At 75.6% G+C, this 17,745-nt stretch carries 15 protein-coding genes and 1 pseudogene; 7 read left to right on the top strand and 9 right to left on the bottom strand.

Translation table 11 applies throughout. The annotated features are described in order from the left end of the window. Positions 1–27: 27 nt before the first annotated feature. Genes GTY84_RS19600 through GTY84_RS19590 form a run of 3 tightly spaced genes read right to left on the bottom strand, consistent with a single transcriptional unit; the run spans position 28 to position 4,926 of the window. Positions 28–2,208, bottom strand: a complete 2,181-nt coding sequence (locus GTY84_RS19600; RefSeq protein ID WP_161227596.1) for a 3-hydroxyacyl-CoA dehydrogenase NAD-binding domain-containing protein — start codon at positions 2,206–2,208, stop codon at positions 28–30. 34 nt (positions 2,209–2,242) lie between these two features. Next, positions 2,243–3,457, bottom strand: a complete 1,215-nt coding sequence (locus tag GTY84_RS19595; RefSeq protein ID WP_161227595.1) for an acetyl-CoA C-acetyltransferase — start codon at positions 3,455–3,457, stop codon at positions 2,243–2,245. Then, complete coding sequence (locus tag GTY84_RS19590) at positions 3,454–4,926, bottom strand: CaiB/BaiF CoA-transferase family protein (protein ID WP_237532404.1); 1,473 nt, start codon at positions 4,924–4,926, stop codon at positions 3,454–3,456. The genes GTY84_RS19595 and GTY84_RS19590 overlap by 4 nt, the downstream gene beginning before the upstream one ends. A gap of 404 nt (positions 4,927–5,330) precedes the next feature. Between GTY84_RS19590 and GTY84_RS19585 the strand changes: the two are divergent. Beyond that, a pseudogene (locus GTY84_RS19585) lies at positions 5,331–5,625 on the top strand (saccharopine dehydrogenase); the annotation flags it as partial. Between the two features lie 92 nt (positions 5,626–5,717). Continuing rightward, the gene (locus GTY84_RS19580; RefSeq protein WP_161227594.1) at positions 5,718–5,906 is read left to right on the top strand and encodes a hypothetical protein; all 189 of its coding nucleotides are present in this window, start codon (positions 5,718–5,720) and stop codon (positions 5,904–5,906) included. Here GTY84_RS19580 and GTY84_RS19575 read toward each other — a convergent pair. Next, the gene (locus GTY84_RS19575; RefSeq protein WP_237532403.1) at positions 5,825–6,607 is read right to left on the bottom strand and encodes an endonuclease V; all 783 of its coding nucleotides are present in this window, start codon (positions 6,605–6,607) and stop codon (positions 5,825–5,827) included. The genes GTY84_RS19580 and GTY84_RS19575 overlap by 82 nt on opposite strands. 43 nt (positions 6,608–6,650) lie before the next feature. Here GTY84_RS19575 and GTY84_RS19570 point away from each other — a divergent pair, with 43 nt between their 5' ends. Continuing rightward, positions 6,651–6,947 (top strand): YciI family protein, encoded by a 297-nt coding sequence (locus tag GTY84_RS19570; RefSeq protein WP_161227593.1) that lies wholly within the window; start codon positions 6,651–6,653, stop codon positions 6,945–6,947. 600 nt (positions 6,948–7,547) lie between these two features. Here GTY84_RS19570 and GTY84_RS19565 read toward each other — a convergent pair. Further along, positions 7,548–8,600 carry an oxidoreductase gene (locus tag GTY84_RS19565; RefSeq protein ID WP_161227609.1) on the bottom strand — a complete coding sequence of 351 codons (1,053 nt, stop codon included), beginning with the start codon at positions 8,598–8,600 and terminating at the stop codon, positions 7,548–7,550. 406 nt (positions 8,601–9,006) lie between these two features. Here GTY84_RS19565 and GTY84_RS19560 point away from each other — a divergent pair, with 406 nt between their 5' ends. After that, positions 9,007–9,423, top strand: a complete 417-nt coding sequence (locus GTY84_RS19560) for an SsgA family sporulation/cell division regulator (RefSeq protein ID WP_161227592.1) — start codon at positions 9,007–9,009, stop codon at positions 9,421–9,423. A 224-nt stretch (positions 9,424–9,647) separates the two neighbouring features. On the opposite strand, the gene GTY84_RS19555 is transcribed toward GTY84_RS19560, so the two are convergent. After that, on the bottom strand, positions 9,648–10,319 hold the full coding sequence (locus GTY84_RS19555; RefSeq protein ID WP_161227591.1) for a GPP34 family phosphoprotein: 672 nt from the start codon (positions 10,317–10,319) through the stop codon (positions 9,648–9,650). A 645-nt stretch (positions 10,320–10,964) separates the two neighbouring features. On the opposite strand from GTY84_RS19555, the gene GTY84_RS19550 reads away from it, so the two are divergent. Continuing rightward, the gene (locus GTY84_RS19550; protein WP_161227590.1) at positions 10,965–12,593 is read left to right on the top strand and encodes an ABC-F family ATP-binding cassette domain-containing protein; all 1,629 of its coding nucleotides are present in this window, start codon (positions 10,965–10,967) and stop codon (positions 12,591–12,593) included. A 211-nt stretch (positions 12,594–12,804) separates the two neighbouring features. Here the strand turns inward: GTY84_RS19550 and GTY84_RS19545 are convergent, their stop codons facing one another. Further along, positions 12,805–13,530 (bottom strand): dienelactone hydrolase family protein, encoded by a 726-nt coding sequence (locus tag GTY84_RS19545; protein WP_161227589.1) that lies wholly within the window; start codon positions 13,528–13,530, stop codon positions 12,805–12,807. A gap of 526 nt (positions 13,531–14,056) precedes the next feature. Between GTY84_RS19545 and GTY84_RS19540 the strand changes: the two genes are divergently transcribed. Further along, positions 14,057–15,031: an acyl-ACP desaturase gene (locus GTY84_RS19540; RefSeq protein WP_161227588.1), complete on the top strand. Its 975-nt coding sequence runs from the start codon at positions 14,057–14,059 to the stop codon at positions 15,029–15,031. A gap of 37 nt (positions 15,032–15,068) precedes the next feature. Here the strand turns inward: GTY84_RS19540 and GTY84_RS19535 are convergent, their stop codons facing one another. Continuing rightward, the gene (locus GTY84_RS19535) at positions 15,069–15,314 is read right to left on the bottom strand and encodes a WhiB family transcriptional regulator (protein ID WP_161227608.1); all 246 of its coding nucleotides are present in this window, start codon (positions 15,312–15,314) and stop codon (positions 15,069–15,071) included. 189 nt (positions 15,315–15,503) lie between these two features. Here GTY84_RS19535 and GTY84_RS19530 point away from each other — a divergent pair, with 189 nt between their 5' ends. Then, the gene (locus tag GTY84_RS19530; RefSeq protein WP_161227587.1) at positions 15,504–16,292 is read left to right on the top strand and encodes a VOC family protein; all 789 of its coding nucleotides are present in this window, start codon (positions 15,504–15,506) and stop codon (positions 16,290–16,292) included. Between the two features lie 373 nt (positions 16,293–16,665). On the opposite strand, the gene ligD is transcribed toward GTY84_RS19530, so the two are convergent. Beyond that, positions 16,666–17,718, bottom strand: a complete 1,053-nt coding sequence (gene ligD, locus GTY84_RS19525) for a non-homologous end-joining DNA ligase (RefSeq protein ID WP_161227586.1) — start codon at positions 17,716–17,718, stop codon at positions 16,666–16,668. Positions 17,719–17,745: the final 27 nt, after the last annotated feature.

Below are 17,745 nucleotides of genomic sequence, written 5' to 3'. Positions count from 1 at the left end.
GCGGCCCCGGCTCCCCCGCGGCGGCGGTCAGTGCCCGTCGCTGAAGGTCTCGCCCCGCTCCGCCTTCTCCACCAGCAGCGCGGGCGGCGCGAACCGGTCGCCGTAGCGCCCGGCCAGCTCGCGGGCGCGGGCGACGAAGCCGGGCAGGCCGCCCTCGTAGCCGTTGATGTACTGGAGGACGCCGCCGGTCCAGCCGGGGAAGCCGATGCCGAGCAGGGAGCCGATGTTGGCGTCGGCCACGGAGGTCAGCACGCCCTCCTCCAGGAGCCGGACGGTGTCCAGCGCCTCGGAGAACAGCATCCGCTCCTGCATGTCCCGGAACGGGATGCCGTGTCCGGGCCGGGTGAAGTGCTCGCGCAGTCCGGGCCACAGCCGGGTGCGCGTGCCGTCCTCCCCGTACTCGTAGAAGCCGGCGCCGCCGGCCCGCCCGGGGCGGCCGAACTCGTCGACCATGCGGTCGATGACCGCGTCGGCCGGGTGCTCCGTCCAGGCGCCGCCCGCCTCCTCCACGGCCCGCCGGGTCTCCTGGCGGATCCTGCGCGGGAGGGTCAGCGTCAGCTCGTCCATCAGGGAGAGCACCTTGGCCGGGTAGCCCGCCTGGGCCGCGGCCTGCTCGACGGAGGCGGGCTCGACGCCCTCGCCGACCATGGCGACGCCCTCGTTGATGAAGCGGCCGATGACACGGGAGGTGAAGAAGCCGCGCGAGTCGTTGACGACGATGGGGGTCTTGCCGATCTGCCGCACCAGGTCGAAGGCGCGGGCCAGCGCCTCGTCGCCGGTCCGCCCGCCCCGGACGATCTCCACCAGGGGCATCCTGTCGACGGGCGAGAAGAAGTGCAGGCCGATGAAGTCGTCCTGGCGCTCGACGCCCTCGGCGAGGGCGGTGACGGGGAGCGTGGAGGTGTTGGAGCAGAGCAGGGCGTCGGGGGCCACGATGTGCTGGACCTCCTGGAACACCTTGTGCTTGAGGGCGGCGTCCTCGAACACGGCCTCGATGACCGCGTCGCACCCCGCAAGGTCGGCGGCCTCGGCGGTCGGGGTGATCCGGGCGAGGAGCGCGTCGGCCTTCTCCCGGGTGGTGCGGCCCCGGGCGACGGCCCTGTCGCACAGCTTCTCGGAGTGGCGCCGGCCCCGGAGGGCGGCCTCGGGGGTGACGTCCTTGAGGACGACGTCGATGCCCGCGCGGGCGCACGCGTGGGCGATGCCGGCGCCCATCATGCCCGCGCCGAGGACGGCGACCCGGCGTACGGTGCGGGGCTCGACGTCCCGGGGCCGGCCGGCGCCGGAGTTGACGGCCTGGAGGTCGAAGAAGAACGCCTGGATCATGTTCTTCGCGGTCTGTCCGGCGGCCAGTTCCACGAAGTAGCGGGCCTCGACGACCTGGGCGGTCTCGAAGTCGACCTGGGCGCCCTCGACGGCTGCGGCCAGGACGGCGGCCGGCGCCGGGTAGGGCGCCCCGGCGGTCCGCTTGCGCAGATTGGCCGGGAAGGAGGGCAGGTTGGCGGCGAACCGGGGGTGCGCGGGGGTGCCGCCGGGGATGCGGTACCCGGGTCGGTCCCAGGGCTGGGCGGACTCAGGGTGGGCGTCGATGAAGGCGCGGGCCCGGGCGATCAGGTCGTCGGGACTGTCGGCGACCTCGTCGACCAGGCCGTTCTCCAGGGCGCGGCGCGGGCTGTACCGGGTGCCCTGGAGGAGGACCTTGAGCAGGGCGTCGGCGATGCCGAGCAGCCGGACGGAGCGGACGACGCCGCCGCCCCCGGGCAGCAGGCCGAGGGTGACCTCGGGGCAGCCGATCCGGGAGCCGGGGGCGTCCAGGGCGACCCGGTGGTGGCAGGCGAGGGCGATCTCGTAACCACCTCCGAGGGCGGCGCCGTTGAGCGCGGCGACGACGGGCCTGCCGAGGGTCTCGATGCGGCGCAGGTCGCGCTTGACGGCGAGGCCGCGCTCGAAAAGGTCCTGGGCGGTGTCGGGGGTGACGCGGATCAGGTCGCGCAGGTCGCCCCCGGCGAAGAAGGTCTTCTTGGCGGAGGTGAGGATGACGCCGCGGACGGTCTCCCGCTCGGCCTCCAGGCGGTCCGCGACGGCGGCCAGGGAGTCGCGGAAGGCACGGTTCATGGTGTTCGCGGACTGGGCGGGATCGTCGAGGACGAGGGTGACGACACCGGTGTCGTCCCGCTCCCAGCGGATGGCGGTGGGCTCGGTGCTCATGAGGGGTGGCTCCAGGTGGTCCGTCGGGAGGGGGTCAGACGCGCTCGACGATGGTGGCGACGCCCATGCCGCCGCCCACGCAGAGGGTGGCGAGGCCGTAGCGCTTGTCCTGGCGCTCCAGTTCGTCGACGAGGGTGCCGAGGATCATCGCGCCGGTGGCCCCGAGGGGGTGGCCGAGCGCGATGGCGCCGCCGTTGACGTTGATCCTGTCCAGGGAGAGCCCCATGTCCCTGGCGAAGCGCAGGACGACCGCCGCGAACGCCTCGTTGATCTCGACGAGGTCGATGTCGTCGATGGTCAGCCCGGCCCTGGCGAGCGCCTTGCGGGTGGCGGGGGCGGGGCCGGTGAGCATGATGGTGGGTTCGGAGCCGGAGACGGCGGCGGAGACGATCCGGGCCCGGGGGCGCATCCCGTTGCGCTCGCCCGCCTCGCGGGAACCGACGGCGACGAGTGCGGCGCCGTCGACGATGCCGGAGGAGTTGCCCGCGTGGTGGACGTGGTCGATCCGCTCGATCCAGTGGTACTTCTGCAGGGCGACGGCGTCGAAGCCGCCGAGGTCCCCGATGTCCGCGAAGGACGGCTTGAGCCGGGCCAGCGAGTCGGCGGTGGTGCCGGGGCGCGGGTGCTCGTCGTGGTCGAGGACGGTCAGCCCGGCGCGGTCGAGGACGGGGACCACGGAGCGGGCGAAGCGGTCCTCCTTCCGGGCGGTGGCCGCGCGCTCCTGGGAGAGGGCCGCGTACTCGTCGACGTCGCGGCGCGAGAAGCCCTCGATGGTGGCGATCAGGTCGGCGCCGATGCCCTGCGGGACGAAGCCGGTGGTCAGGTTGGTCATCGGGTCGTTGAACCAGGCGCCGCCGTCCGAGGCCATGGGGACCCGCGACATGGATTCGACGCCGCCCGCCAGGACCAGGTCCTCCCAGCCGGAGCGCACCTTGGCGGCGGCCATGTTGACGGCCTCCAGGCCCGAGGCGCAGAAGCGGTTCTCCTGGACGCCGGCGACGGTGTCGGGCAGTCCGGCGGCGATCGCCGCGATGCGGGCGATGTCGGAGCCCTGGTCGCCGTGCGGGCTGACGACGCCGAGCACGATGTCGTCGACGGCGGCGGGGTCGAGGCCGGGGAAGCGGGCGCGGATCTCGTGGAGGAGGCCGACGACCAGGTCGACGGGCTTCGTGCCGTGCAGGGCGCCGTCGGCCTTGCCGCGTCCGCGCGGGGTGCGGATCGCGTCGTACACAAACGCTTCGGTGGTCACGGGGTGGCCTTTCGCTGAGGGGGGTGCCCTGCGGAGTCGGGGCGGGCCGGGGCGGTGCGGGGTGCGGCGGGGGCGGTGCGGGCGGAGGTGTCCGGGGCGGCGGGGGCGCGCGGGTCCGGTCCGTCCGGGCGCGGGCGTGCGTCGCCCGGGGGGCCGTCGACCGGAAGGCCAACCTCCGGAAGGCCATCCTCCGGGGGGCCGTCGTCCGGGAGGCCGCCGGCGAGGAGGCCGGGCAGGCCCCAGTCCCGGGCGACCGCGGCGGTGTCCGCGCCGGGCCGGGCGGGGCCGGTGCGCACCGCGGTGGGGGTGGCGGAGAAGCGCGGGGCGGGGGCGGGCTGGGTGAGGCCGCCGTGGCCGGTGAAGGTGCCCCGGGCGGCGAGGTGCGGGTGGTGCGGGGCCTCGCGCAGCGACAGCACGGGCGCGACGCAGGCGTCGGACTCGGCGAAGACGGCCGTCCACGCATCCCGGGTACGGGTGCGGAAGCGGGCGGCGACGGACTCGCGCAGCGCGCTCCAGCGGGCCGGGTCGTCCCGGTCGGCCTCCGCTCCGGTCAGCCCGAGCAGCCGGGTGAACTCGGCGTAGAAGCGCGGTTCCAGGGCGCCGACCGCCATGTGGCCGCCGTCCGCGGTCTCGTAGGTGCCGTAGAAGGGGGCGCCCCCGTCGAGCAGGTTGGCGCCGCGCCGGTCCTGCCAGGCCCCGGCGGCGAGCATGCCGTGGATCATCGTGGCGAGGTGGGCGGTGCCGTCGACGACGGCGGCGTCGACGACCTGTCCGGTGCCGGTGGCGCGGGCGTGGTGGAGGGCGGCGAGGAGGCCCACCACCAGGTAGAGGGCACCGCCCGCGTAGTCGCCGAGCAGGTTGGCCGGGGCGGCGGGCGGTGTGTCCGGGGCACCGGTGAGACCGAGGGCGCCGGTGAGGGCGACGTAGCCGATGTCGTGGCCGGCCCGCTGGGCGAGGGGGCCGTCCTGGCCCCAGCCGGTCATCCGGCCGTAGACCAGCCGGGGGTTGCGGGCGTGGCACGCCGCGGGGCCGACGCCGAGGCGTTCCGTGACACCGGGGCGGTTGCCCTCGATCAGCAGGTCGGCGCGGGCGGCCAGGGCGAGGACCCGACGGGCGCCGCCGGGGGCCTTGAGGTCGACGACCACGGAGCGCTTGTTGCGGTTGGTGAGGTCGTACGCCGGGTCGACGCCGAGGACCGGCCCGCCCGGACGGTCGACGCGGACGACGTCGGCGCCGAGGTCCGCGAGCAGCATGGCGGCGAAGGGTCCGGGGCCGATGCCCGCGAGTTCGACGACGCGCACCCCCCGGAGCGGTCCGCACGCGGCGGCCGGGGCGGGCGCGGCGGCCGGGGCCGGGGCGGGCGCGGCGGCCGGGGCCAGGGCGGGCACGGCACACGGTGCGGGCGCCGGGGCAGGGAGCGGCGCCCCGCCGGGTCCGGCCGGGTCGCCGGGTCCGTCTGCCGTGGTCATGGGGCCCCCGTCGTGACACCGATGATGTGACACCTGTGATGCTAGGAACGCGTCCGGGCCGGCACAAGGCCTGGGCGAGCAAGCGCTTAGTCCGCCCGCCCGGCCGCCGCCCGGGGAGCCTGTCCGAACGGGTCCGAACGGGTCCGGACCCGTTCCGGTCCGGGTCCGGCGCCCCGTGCGCCCGCTCCCCACACGCTAGCCTCGGCCACCGGCGACGGCGCGCGCTGCGGACGGCCGGTCCGCCGGCCGGCGTCCGGAGGGACGGCGGAGGCGGCATGGCGACGACGGACGGAGCCGGCAGGCCGTACGACATCGCGCTGTTCGGCACGACGGGGTTCGTCGGGCGGCTGACCGCGGCTTACCTGGCGGCGCACGCGCCCCGGGGGCTGCGCCGGCCGGTCGCCGGACGCGATCCGGAGCGGCGGGCCGGGAGCTGGTTCCGGGTCCGCTTCGTCGGCACGGGCGGGCGGGCGGCGGGTGTCCACCGAGATCTCCGGCGGCGGCCCGGGCTACGACGAGACGGCGAAGATGTTCGCCGAGGCCGCGCCGGCGCCGGCGCTCGACGACCTGCCGCGGGCCGCGGGCCAGGTCACCGCGGCGGTGGCGATGGGCGACGCGCTCACCTCGCGTCTGACGGCGGCGGGCATCGGCTTCCGGCCGGCCGCCGTCCGCCGGTCCGCCGCCCTGCCACCCCTTTGAGGGTTCTCCTCCCGCCTGCCCCTCCTACCGGGGGATCGTGCGGAACGGCCGGAGCGAAGTCTTCCCGGGGACGTCAATGACACCCTTGAGGCATGGCGAAGTTCCTTCTCGAAGTCACCCTGGACGACGGCGCGGTCGCCGCCGACCCCGTCGGCGAACTCCAGCGCATCCTGCGGTACTGGGGCGGCAACCTGCACCACTACGCGCTGCGCCCCGGCGACGGCGCGGCCCTCCACGACTCCGGGTACGAGGAGGTGGGCCGCTGGAGCGTGGTGCCGTAGGCCCTACCGGGCGTCCGCAGGGCGGCGCGGCAGAGGGCGTCCGCCCTGCGGGTGGTCTCCGGCAGCCGGTAGGAGGGGGTCAGTGCCAGCGTGTGCGCGCAGGCGTTGCCGAGGCTCACCCGGTGGCCGACGGAGACGAAGACCGGCTTGACGCCCGTCCGGGTGCGCACCGCCCGCCCGACCACCTCCGTCCCGGCGAGCAGCGGCGCCGTACTGCCGCGCGGAGCGTCCGGTTCGTCGTGGGTGAAGGCGAACGGGTTCTTCGCGACGCCGACGGTGGGCAGCCCGGTGAGCACCCCGAGGTGGCTGGCGAGGCCGAAGCGGCGCGGGTGGGCGAGGCCGTAGCCGTCGCAGACCACCAGGCCGGGCGGACAGGGCAGCGCGCCGAGCGCCGCGAGCACGGTGGGGATCTCCCGGAAGGCCAGCAGCCCCGGCACGTAGGGGAACGAGATCCGTCCCACGGCGGTGGCCTCGGCGACCACGGCCAGGGGCGAGGCGTCCAGGACGACGGCCGCGGCGGCGACGACGTCCCGCTCGTCGTCGTAGGCCACGTCCACCCCGGTCACCCGGCCGGTGCCGGGCTCCGGGCCGGTCTCGTCCAGCACCACCCGGGCGCGCAGGGCGTCCTGGACGGCGCGGGCGCGCTCCTCGGTCGCGGGCCAGTCGGCGGGAACACCCACCCGGGAGGTCTCGGTGGTCATGGTGGCCGCAACCCTACGGGACGGCCGCAGTAGGCTCGCGCCCATGTTCGTACTGGAGTTGTCCTACACCGCCCCGCTCGCCGCCGTCGACGCCGTGCTGGAGGAGCACGTGGCCTGGCTCGACGGCCTCTACGACCAGGGACTGGTCCTTGCCTCCGGCCGCAAGGAGCCCCGCGACGGCGGGGTGCTCGTCGTGGTGGCGCCGGACCGGGCGCGGATCGAGGAGATCGTGGCGGGCGACCCGTTCGTCACGGCGGGTGTGTGCGCCTACCGGGTCACGGAGTTCGTCGCGACGAGGACGGCGCCGGAGCTGGCCGCCCACCGGGAGAGCCCGCGCTGAACGGCCCGGCCGCCCCGGCCCGCTGCCCGCCGCGGGCCGTCCTGGTCCGTCCGCGGACGGCCGCCGACGCCGCGGCGGCGCCCGGTCTCCTCGTACGCCTGATGGTGGCCGGGCCCCGGGTACCCCGACCGGAGCCGAGCCCGCCGCGCCCGCCGGAGGAGACGTCCGCCGCGGAAGGACGGCTCACCGTCCTGGACCCGCCGGAGCGGGCGCGCCCCTCGCCCACGGCGCGTGCCCGCTCTCCCCGGCCCGCCGGGTTCCCCCGCCCCGGTCCCTGGCGCCCTCCTCGATGCGCTCGTACCGGCGCTCCCGCCCGGAGGGGTATCTGCGTGGTGCGTCCACCCCCTTCCGCGCCCACGGACCGGTGGCTGATCGCCACGGCGGCCCCGGCCGTCGCCGTCCCCTTGCGCGCCCACGGACCGGTGCGCGGGCACGGCCGGTCGTGAGCGGCGTGCCCTGTACGGGGACCGGTTGCTCCCGCCGGGCCGAGTCGCCCCGGCCCGGCGGGAGCGCGGACGGGAGCGGTCGGCGGCGGGAGCGGCGGGAGCGCCGGCCGGGCCCGGGCAGTCCGGCGGGCCCGGGCAGTCCAGCGGGCTCGGGTCAGCGTTCCAGCCGGGCCACCCTGCCGCGTTCACCGGCGGCCCAGCAACTCCGGTCCGGGGCGCAGTCGACCGTGTCGTAGGAGCCGGTGTCGACCGTGCGCCAGGTGCGGCCGCCGTCCGTGGTGAGGTCGGTGCCGGTGGGCCCGACGGCGAGGGCGGAGGCGCGGTCGTGCGGAAGCCAGGCGACACCCGAGCGGTAGGCCGCCGGGGGCCGGGCGGCGGGCGTCCAGCCCCGGCCGCCGTCGGCGCTGCGGGCGGCGGAGCGCGGGGACGCCTGGTCGGGGCGGTAGTCGCCGCCGACGGCGAGGCCGTGGGCGCGGTCGCGGAAGGCGAGGGCGAAGACGCCCCGGGCCGGGTCGCCCGCCGGGACGGGCGCGTCGGACGCCTTCCAGGTCAGGCCCCGGTCGGCGGTGTGCAGCACCCGGGCACGGGCGGCGCCGCCGGTGGCGATCCAGGCGTCCCGGGGGCCGGCGGTGACGAGGCACTGGCCGCCCGCGGCGAAGGCGGCCTCGCCGTCCTGCGCGGCGGGCATGCCCCGGTCGGGCAGCACCCGCCAGGAACGGCCGCCGTCGGAGGTGGACAGCACGCGGAACCGGCCGTCGACCGGGTCGCTCACGGCGAGCCCGTGGCGGCGGTCGAAGAAGGCCAGGCAGTCGTAGAAGGCCCGGGGGTCGGTGTTGCGGAAGGACTCGGCCCAGGTCGCCCCGCCGTCTTCGGTGCGGTAGACGCGGGAGTCCTCGCCCTCGCCGATGGTCAGGGCCACCGCGCGGCGGGCGTCGAACGCCTCGATGTCCCGGAACTGGAGCGCCCCGGCCCCGGGCGGCGAGACGTCGCGCCAGGTGGCGCCGCCGTCGGTGGTGCGCAGGACGGTGCCGCCGCTTCCGGCCGCCCAGGCGGTGCGCCGGTCGACGGCCGCGAGCCCCCGGAAGCGTGCGTCGGGGGCCCCGGTGTCCGTCAGTTCCCAGTGCGGGGAGCGGTGGGGGCCCGCCTCGGCGGGGGCGGCGGTCAGGGCGGCCAGCGCGGCGACGCACGCCGCTCCGGCGACTGCCAGCCGTACCGCGCGCCCGCCGGGGCTCCCGGCGGGCCTCCCGGCCGGGTCCGGAGTGGTGCGTACCGTGCGTCGCGTGCTCCCCAAGCGCCTCATGGCGGGCGAAGCTAGCCGACCGCCCTCGGCGCCGTCCAGAGGGCCCGCCCCCGGGGACGCGCGGAGCACCGCGCGCGGAATGCCGGAGAGGGCCAACCGTCCTCCACCCGAAGCGATTTGACGTGACGTCAGCCGCGGTGCGCCGAGCCGCCCGACGGGGGCGGAGAAGATCACGCCGACCGCCCCGCGCATGAACGCGGTGACACAGGTCACTCGGATCCCGTGTGCACGGATCGGCCGCTTCCGGCGTCTCTTCCAGTGCCGGCCCGCACCACCCCGTCCAGCATTCCAGCCGTCACGAGGGAGCAAGGCGTTGTCCACCGTCATCGAGCAGCCCGTCGAGGCACGCCTCGTCGCCGCCGCGCCGCGCATGCCGAGCATTCCCGCCGTCCTGCGCTACGAGCGGAGCGATCCGTTCGCCGTGAGCATGACCTTCCCGGCCCCGGCCACCCTGGAGGGCGTGGAGGTGTGCTGGATCTTCTCCCGGGAACTGCTCGTCTCCGGGATGCGCGAGCCGGACGGCCACGGCGACGTCCGGATACGTCCTTACGGGTACGACCGCACCGTGCTGGAGTTCCACGCCCCCGAGGGCACCGCCGTCGTCCACGTGCGCTCCGGCGAGCTGCGCCGGTTCCTGCGGGCGACGGACGAACTGGTGCCGTCCGGGCACGAACACCTCCAGCTCGACCTGGACCACGAACTGGCGGAGCTGATGCGCGGCACGTGCTGACGGAGGGGTGCCCCGGGGGTGCGAGCCTCGCCCCCTCTCCTGCCTGCTGCCCTCCCGTCATGTGCCCCTGCCGCCCGGTGTCTGCCGCCCGCGGCGGTCTGACGCGCGGGGCGGTCTGACGCGCGGGGCGGTCTGACGCGCGGACGGGGCCGTGCCGCCCGTGGTGTCCGCCCAGGCACCGCGCACGCCCCGGGCCGCCCGTTCCCCGGAGGGCTCCGCGGCCGTCAGCCGCCGGTCGGCACCCCGGGCCGTTCCGGCTCCGCGGCCACCGCCGCCCTCAGCTCCCGCAGGGCCCTGCGGGCCGCCGGGGCCCCGGTTCCCGCGCGGACGGTCAGCGCGTCGAGGCGGCGCTCCCGGTCCGGGGCGGTCCGGCCGCCGCCGAGCGTGCGCAACCCGGCCGCTCCCGCGAGGGCGGCGACGGCGGCGTCCCGCTCCGGGACCTCGGCCACCGGCAGCGCACCGTCCAGCACATCGCGCACCGCCTCCCGCAGCGACCGTGCCACGCCCGGCCGCGCCACGACGTGGTCCACCGACGGGAACACCCCGAGCACCCGCCTCCGCTCGGCGCGCAGGAACCCGTCGGCGACCAACTGCTCCCGTACGGCGTCGAAGGTCACCCGCGCGTACGGCCGCACCCAGCCGCGCCACCGGCGCGGCACGGACTCACGGACGAGCTCCAGCAGCCCGTCGAGGACCGCGTCGCCGCAGGCGTCGTCCGGTCCGGCGGGCACCGCGACACCGTCCTGGTCGACCAGCAGGCCGCTCCGGGCCAGCTCCGCGAGGGCACCGGCCCGCACCAGACGGCGCAGCCCTGCGGCATCGGCGCTCCCGGGCCGCGCGGCGTCCCAGCCCAGCAGGCAGAGCCGGGCCGGGACGGAGAGTGGGCGATCGGGCACGGGGCCTCCTCGGGATCGTGGGAACGGGGGTGGCGGGCAGGGAGGTCGTCGAAGCGGAAGTCACGGTTACGGGAATCGCCGGCACGGGGGGCGCCGGTACAGGGGTTCGCGGGCACGGAAGCCGCCGGTCCGGGAGCGGCGCCGGAGGGCGGGCGGCGAGGCGTGCCGGGGAGGGCACGGGCGGTGCCCGTTCGGGCCCACCGGGACCGGCAGGACCGGCAGGACCGGCAGGACCGGCAGGACCGATGGAACCGGCGGGTCCGGGCGACCGGGACCACCCGGAGCCCCGTCCCCGGGGCCGCCGGGGCCGCTGGAGCCCGCCCGACGCCTTCGGCCCCCCGCCGCCCGGCGGGCGGAAATCGCGTTGACACCGCTCCCCGCCGCCCTGCTACGTTGTACGTGCTTCTGTTGCCGCCGATTGGAGAAGGACGTTGCTCGTCTGAGGTCCTGAGACACCGTGTCCCCCGTTCTCGTGGGGACGCCGCGTGCGACCTCGGCGTCAGAGCCGTCCTTGCGGAGCAGGATCCTTCCCGTTTCCCACGCTCCCCGGGCCTCACCTCTCTCCGGCCGACGGCGGGTCGCCGCCTCCCAGTGTCTCGATACGCGTTTGCCCCTGACCGCATCACGCAACCGCGGAGACCCCGTATGGCTCATTCCGTCACCTGTACGTCCCTCTCGTTCGCCTGGCCCGACGGCACGGCCGTCTTCGAGGGACTCGACGCCGCCTTCGGCCCCGGAAGGACCGGGCTCGTCGGCGTCAACGGGTCTGGCAAGTCCACCCTGTTGAAACTGATCGCCGGCCGGCTCACCCCGGCCGACGGAACCGTCCGCGTGGCCGGGACCTCCGGCTACCTCCCGCAGAACGTCACCCTCGACACCGCCCTCCGGGTGGACGAGGCGCTCGGCATCGCCGCCCAGCGGGCCGCGCTGCACGCCATCGAGTCCGGCGACGTCGCCGAGGAGCACTTCGAGACCGTCGGCGACGACTGGGACGTCGAGGAGCGCGCCCTCGCCACCCTCGGCGAACTCGGCCTCGGGAGCATCGGCCTCGACCGCACCGCCGGTGAGCTGTCCGGCGGCGAGTCCGTGCTGCTCCGGCTCGCGGCGCTGCTGCTGCGCCGCCCGGACGTCCTGCTGCTGGACGAACCGACCAACAACCTCGACCTCCACGCCCGGCGGCGGCTGCACGCGGCGGTCGCCTCCTGGCAGGGCGTCATGATCGTCGTCAGCCACGACCGGGAGCTGCTGGAGCGCGTGGACCAGATCGCGGACCTGCGCGCGGGCTCCCTCACCTGGTTCGGCGGCAACTTCAGCGCCTACGAGGAGGCCCTCGCCGTCGAGCAGGACGCCGCCGAGCGCCTGGTCCGCGTCGCCGAGGCCGATCTGCGCAAGCAGAAGCGCGAACTGGTGGACGCACAGGTCAAACTGGCCCGCCGCAAGCGCTACGGCCAGAAGATGCAGGAGCAGAAGCGCGAACCGAAGATCGTCATGGGGATGCGCAAGAACGCGGCCCAGCAGTCCGCGGGCAAGCACCGGATCATGCACGAGGAGAAGCTGGCCGAGGCCAGGGAGCGGCTCGACGACGCGGTGGAGGCCGTGCGGGACGACGACGAGATCCGCGTCGACCTTCCGTACACGGCGGTGCCGCCGGGCCGCTCGGTGCTGACGCTGCGCGATCTGGAGCTGGCCCACGGCGCGCGCGTGACCGGCGGGTACGACCTGCACGGACCCGAGCGCATCGCCCTGGTCGGACGCAACGGCGCGGGCAAGACGACACTGCTGCGCACCGTCGCCGGGGAGCTGGCACCCGTCTCGGGCGAGGCGACGGCGCACGTGCCGACGCGGTTCCTGCCGCAGCGGCTGGACCTCCTGGACGCGGAGCTGAGCGTCGCGGAGAACGTGGCCCGGTTCGCGCCCGGCGCCACCAACAACCTGATCAGGTCGCGGCTGGCGCGCTTCCTGTTCCGGGGCTCCCGGGCCGACCAGAAGGCGGGCACCCTGTCCGGCGGCGAGCGCTTCCGGGCCTCGCTGGCCGCGCTGATGCTGGCCGATCCGGCGCCCCAGCTCCTGATGCTGGACGAGCCGACGAACAACCTGGACATGGCGAGCGTCCGCCAGCTCACCACGGCCCTGGAGTCCTACGAGGGCGCGCTGCTGGTGGCCAGCCACGACCTGCCGTTCCTCGCCTCGCTGGGCATCACGCGGTGGCTGCTGCTGGAGGAGGGGGAGCTGACGGAGACCACACCGGAGGCGATCGGCGCGCCGAACGCCTGACCGGACCCGCGCGCCCCCAGCCGGAAGCCCGGGCCCGGGCTCCCGGCCCCGGCGCCCGCCCTGGTCCGGCCCCGGCGCCCGCCCTAATCCGGGCCCGGAACCCGCTGGTTCCCACCCCTTGGCCGGATCGCTCGGGCCACCGTGCGGAAGAACCAGGTCCCGCTCGTGGCCGTGCCGTCCGGCCCGGCGAGGGCCCCGGTCGCCGATCGGGTCACTCCGCGACGGGCAGGCACTCGGCGAGCAGGTCGACGACGTCACGCCAGGCCCGCCGCGCGTGACCCGGGTGATGGCCGACGCCGGGGAGCACCGGGTGGTCGACCGGCGGGTGGTGGAAGGCGTGCAGGGCGCCGCCGTAGACCGTGAGGCGCCAGTCGATGCCCGCGGCCCGCATCTCGGCGGTGAACGCGGTCCGTTGAGCGGGCGGCATGATCGGGTCCTGTGACCCGACCCCGGCCCACACCGGGCAGCGGATGCGCGCCGCCTCGCCCGGTCGGCCCGTGGTCAGTCCGTTGACCGTGCCGATCGCGCGCAGGTCGGCTCCGTCCCGCCCGAGTTCCAGCGCGATCGCGCCACCCGTGCCGTAGCCGACGGCGGCGATCCGGTCGGGGTCGGTCCGCGGTTCCGCGCGGAGCGCGTCGAGCGCCGCGTGGCCGATGTCCCGCATCCGGTCGGGGTCGGCGAGCAGCGGCACGCAACGGGCCAGCATCTCCTCGGGGTCGCTCAGGTAGCGTCCGCCGTGGAGGTCGAAGGCCAGCGCCACGTATCCCAGTTCGGCGAGCGCGTCGGCGCGGCGGCGCTCGACGCCGCTGAGCCCCACCCCCTCGGGCCCGACCAGGACCCCGGGGCGGCGGCCGGCGCCGGCCGGGAGCGCCAGGTGCCCGGTCATGGTCAGTCCGTCGGCCGCGTATGTGATCGTACGCGTCGTCACCGTCGTCATGCGCCTGGACTGTAGTGATCATCGCCCCTGGCCGGGCCGGTGTTCTGCGGTCGGCAGAAGGCGGGACCCCGGCCGGTTCCGGAACCACGCCGACAGCGGTTCGGCCGGGTCCCCGTTCGGGGAGCGTGCTCCGGCAGGGCGGTCCGGTGACGCGGTGGACTCGACGACGGACGGCCGGCCCGTCCCGCCCGGGCCCCCTCCGCCGGTCCCCGACGGTTCCGACACGGTTCCGGTCCCGGTGCCCTCCCCGCTCCCCCGGCCTCGATTCCGGCCCTTGACCACTGCCCCGCCCGGCGTCCCGCGCGGCCGCTCCCGTAGCGCGCCGGAACCACTCCGGGTCGTGCGCGCCACGCCGTACCGTTCCGTGGCCGCGCGTGCCCGTTGCGTATCGTGCCTGCTCAGAGGCGCTTACAGCGCGCTTAACCTACGGTCTCGTAACCTACGGTTTCGTAGCCTACGATTCCGTAGGTTCCGGCACCGCTCGCCGGACGCATCCCGCTTCGCCGCACGTCCCCATGGAGTACCCGTGACGATCACGTCCCCGCCCCTCGGCCCCGTCGCCGACTGGACCGACGCCCGCCTGCTCTTCGCGCTGGAGGAAGTGGTCGAGAAGGAGCTGAACCGGCACCTGTCCGTCACGAAGGACTGGATGCCGCACGAGTACGTTCCGTGGAGCGACGGCCGCAACTTCCCCGCCTTCTTCGAGGACGGCGAGGCGTGGAGCAAGGAGCAGTCGGGGGTGACCGAGATCGGCCGGATCGCCCTGGTGGTGAACCTGCTGACGGAGGACAACCTGCCCAGCTACCACCACGAGATCGCCACCCTGTTCGGCCGGGACGGCGCCTGGGGCACCTGGGTGCACCGCTGGACGGCGGAGGAGGGCCGGCACGGCATCGTGATGCGCGACTACCTGCTCGCCTCGCGCGCCGTCGACCCGGACGCGCTGGAACGGTTCCGCATGTCCCACATGAGCGAGGGCTTCGAGTCGGACAACCGCCACTCGATGCTGCACTCGATCGCCTACGTGGCCTTCCAGGAGCTGGCGACCCGCATCTCCCACCGCAACACCGGCCACCAGTCGGGCGACCCGGTCTGCGACCGCATGCTGGCCCGCATCGCGACCGACGAGAACCTGCACATGGTCTTCTACCGGAACCTGCTGAAGGCGGCCTTCGAGCTGGCGCCCGACCTGACGATGCGGGCGGTGCGGGACGTCGTCGTCAACTTCCGCATGCCCGGCCACGGCATCCCCGGCTTCGAGCGGGCCGCCGCGCAGATGGCCATCGGCGAGGTCTACAACCTGCGCATCCACCACGACGACGTGCTCCAGCCCGTGCTGCGCTTCCTGCGGATCATGGAGATCGACGGGCTGGGGCCCGAGGGGCTGCGGGCGCAGGAGGAGCTGGGGCTGTTCATGGGCGGCCTGGACGCCGAGGCGGCCAAGTTCGACGAGCGGCTGGCCGCCCGCAAGGCCCGGATGGCGAGCCGCGCCGCGGGCTGAGCCGACCGTCCACGGGGCGGGGATCAGCGGGGCGGGGTCAGAGGGAGGCGCGTCTGAGGGCGAGGCGCTCCTTCTCCGAGAGCCCGCCCCAGACCCCGAAGCGCTCGTCGTTGTCGAGGGCGTACTCCAGGCAGGCCGAGCGGATCGGGCACATGGCGCAGATCCGCTTCGCGTCCCGGACGGAGCTGCCGGGCTCGGGGAAGAAGAAGTCGCCCCCGGTCTGCGCGCACAAGGCCTCCTGCTGCCAGTCGAGGCCGGGCGTCACGGTCATGTCGAAGTGCATGTGCCCGAGCGTGCCCGACGCCGCAAAACGTTTGCTCAACGCCGGATCAACGCCACCGCGGCCGGGCCCCGCCCACGATGGTGGCTCGGCCGCACCGGCCGCGCACGGCGGCGCGCGGAAGCGCCGAGCGGCGGTCGGTGGAAGACTCGGCAGGGAAGCCAACGGGATTCCTTCCCCGGGAGGGCCATCATGCTCACCACCCGCTTTGTCACCGGCGCCCCGAACTGGATCGATGTGGGCACGACCGACATCGACGGCGCCACCTCCTTCTACGGCGGCCTCTTCGGCTGGCGGTTCCGCTCAGCGGGGCCCGAGGCCGGGGGGTACGGATTCTTCGAACGGGACGGCCGGATCGCCGCCGGGGGCATGCAGACCGGCCCGGAGCAGGGGCCGCCCTCGTGGACGGTGTACTTCCGGAGCCCGGACGCCCGGGCCGCGGCCGCCGCCTCCGAGACGGCCCACGGCACGGTGCCGGTACCGCCGATGGAGGTGATGGACCAGGGCACCATGGCGGTCCTGGCCGACCGGGCGGGGGCGGCGTTCGGGATCTGGCAGCCGGGGCAGCGGGCCGGGCTCGACGTCGCCGGTGAACCCGGCGCGCTGTGCTGGGTCGAGCTGTACACACCGGACACGGCCGCCGCCGCTGCCTACTACGGCGCGGTGCTCGGGCTGGAGACGTCCGCCGTCGACTTCCCCGGCGCGGGCACGTACACCTGCGTGAACCCCGCCGGACAGGGCGAGGAGGGCATGTTCGGCGGCATCGTCCCGCTCGCGGACGACTCGGAGGCGACGCTGCCGCACTGGCTGCCGTACTTCGCGGTGACCGACACCGACGCCACCCTCGCCCGCGCCGTGGAGACGGGCGGCACCGTGGTGGTGCCGGCCACCGACATCGAGGGCGTCGGCCGCCTGGCCCGGCTCACCGACCCGTACGGGGCCCGCTTCGCGGTGCTCACGCCCGCGCCCCGGTCGGAGTGACGGCGCGCGCGGCACGGCACCGCGACGGCCTGCGGAGTCGTGCCGCGCCCCGGCGCCGCCGCAGCACGGGATGACGCGGCACGGTCCCCGGGGGCCGGCCCCGGGGCGCGGCACGGCCCCGGGCGCCGATCCGGCGCTGGGACACGGTACGGATCCGGCCTACGCGCGGTCCCCGCGGTCCCCCCGCGTCGATTCGGTACCGGTACGGGCCCCGGTACGGGCGTGGGCCCCACGCAGCGGTTGCGCACCGCCGCCCTACCCCAGTAGGGGACCGCCGCCCGACCCCGGTACGGGACCGACGCGCGGCCCCCGTACGGGCTCGGGCCCGCGGGCCGATTCGGTAGGGCCGCCCCGGGCATCGGCGCGGCCCCCGTCAGCCCTCCCGCCCGGCCCCCTCGTCCCGCCCGTCCTCCGAAGGGCGCTTCCGGGCCCTGCTCGGCTGCACCCGCCGCGGTTCCCCGGGCATCTTCGGGTACTCGGGCGGATAGGGCAGGTCTCCCAGCCCGTGGTCGTGCTCGTCCTTCGTGGCGAGGTCGAGCAGCGCCTCCAGGGAGAAGGCGTGCTCGTCCATGTCCGCGTGCAGGTCGCCGAGTTCGGCGAACCGCGGGGGCATGGTCCGGATGTCGAAGTCCCGGGGGTGCGCCACGCTCACCTCGTCCCAGCGCAGCGGTGCCGAGACGGGGGCGTGCGGGCGGGGGCGCACCGAGTAGGCGGAGGCGATGGTGCGGTCCCGTGCGGTCTGGTTGTAGTCGACGAAGATCCGCTCGCCCCGCTCCTCCTTCCACCACTTGGTGGTGACCCGCTCCGGCATCCGCCGTTCCAGTTCGCGTCCGGCGGCGATGGCGGCCCGCCGTACCTGGGTGAAGGTCCAGCGGGGCTCGATGGGCACGAAGACATGGAGCCCGCGTCCGCCGGAGGTCTTGGGCCAGCCCCGCAGTCCCCCGAACTCCTCCAGCACCGACCGCAGTTCGTGGGCTGCGCGGACCGCGTCGTCGAAGTCCGTGCCGGGCTGCGGATCGAGGTCGAGGCGCAGTTCGTCGGGGTGGTCGACATCGGCGCGGCGGACCGGCCAGGGGTGGAAGGTGAGGGTGCCGTACTGGGCGGCCCAGACGACGGCGGCCTGTTCGGTGGGGCACATCTCGTCGGCGCTGCGGCCGCTGGGGAAGGTGATGTGCGCGGTGGGGATCCAGTCGGGCATGCCCTTGGGCGCGCGCTTCTGGAAGAACCACTCGCCGTCGAGGCCGTCCGGATGGCGCTCCAGGGTGGTGGGCCGGTCCCGCAGGGCGCGCAGGATGCCGGGGGCGACGGCCTGGTAGTAGCGGGCGACGTCCAGCTTGGTGTAGCCGGGCCCGGGGAAGAACACCTTGTCGGGGCTGGAGAGCCGCACGGTCCGCCCGTCCACGTCCAGTTCCACCGCTCGCGCCATGCGAGCCACGGTAGGCGCGGCCCGGCC

Source organism: Streptomyces sp. SID8352 (assembly GCF_009862265.1).
Lineage (GTDB): Bacteria > Actinomycetota > Actinomycetes > Streptomycetales > Streptomycetaceae > Streptomyces.
The sequence above is the reverse complement of the archived record's forward strand: the minus strand, read 5'-3'. Positions and strand labels throughout refer to the sequence as shown.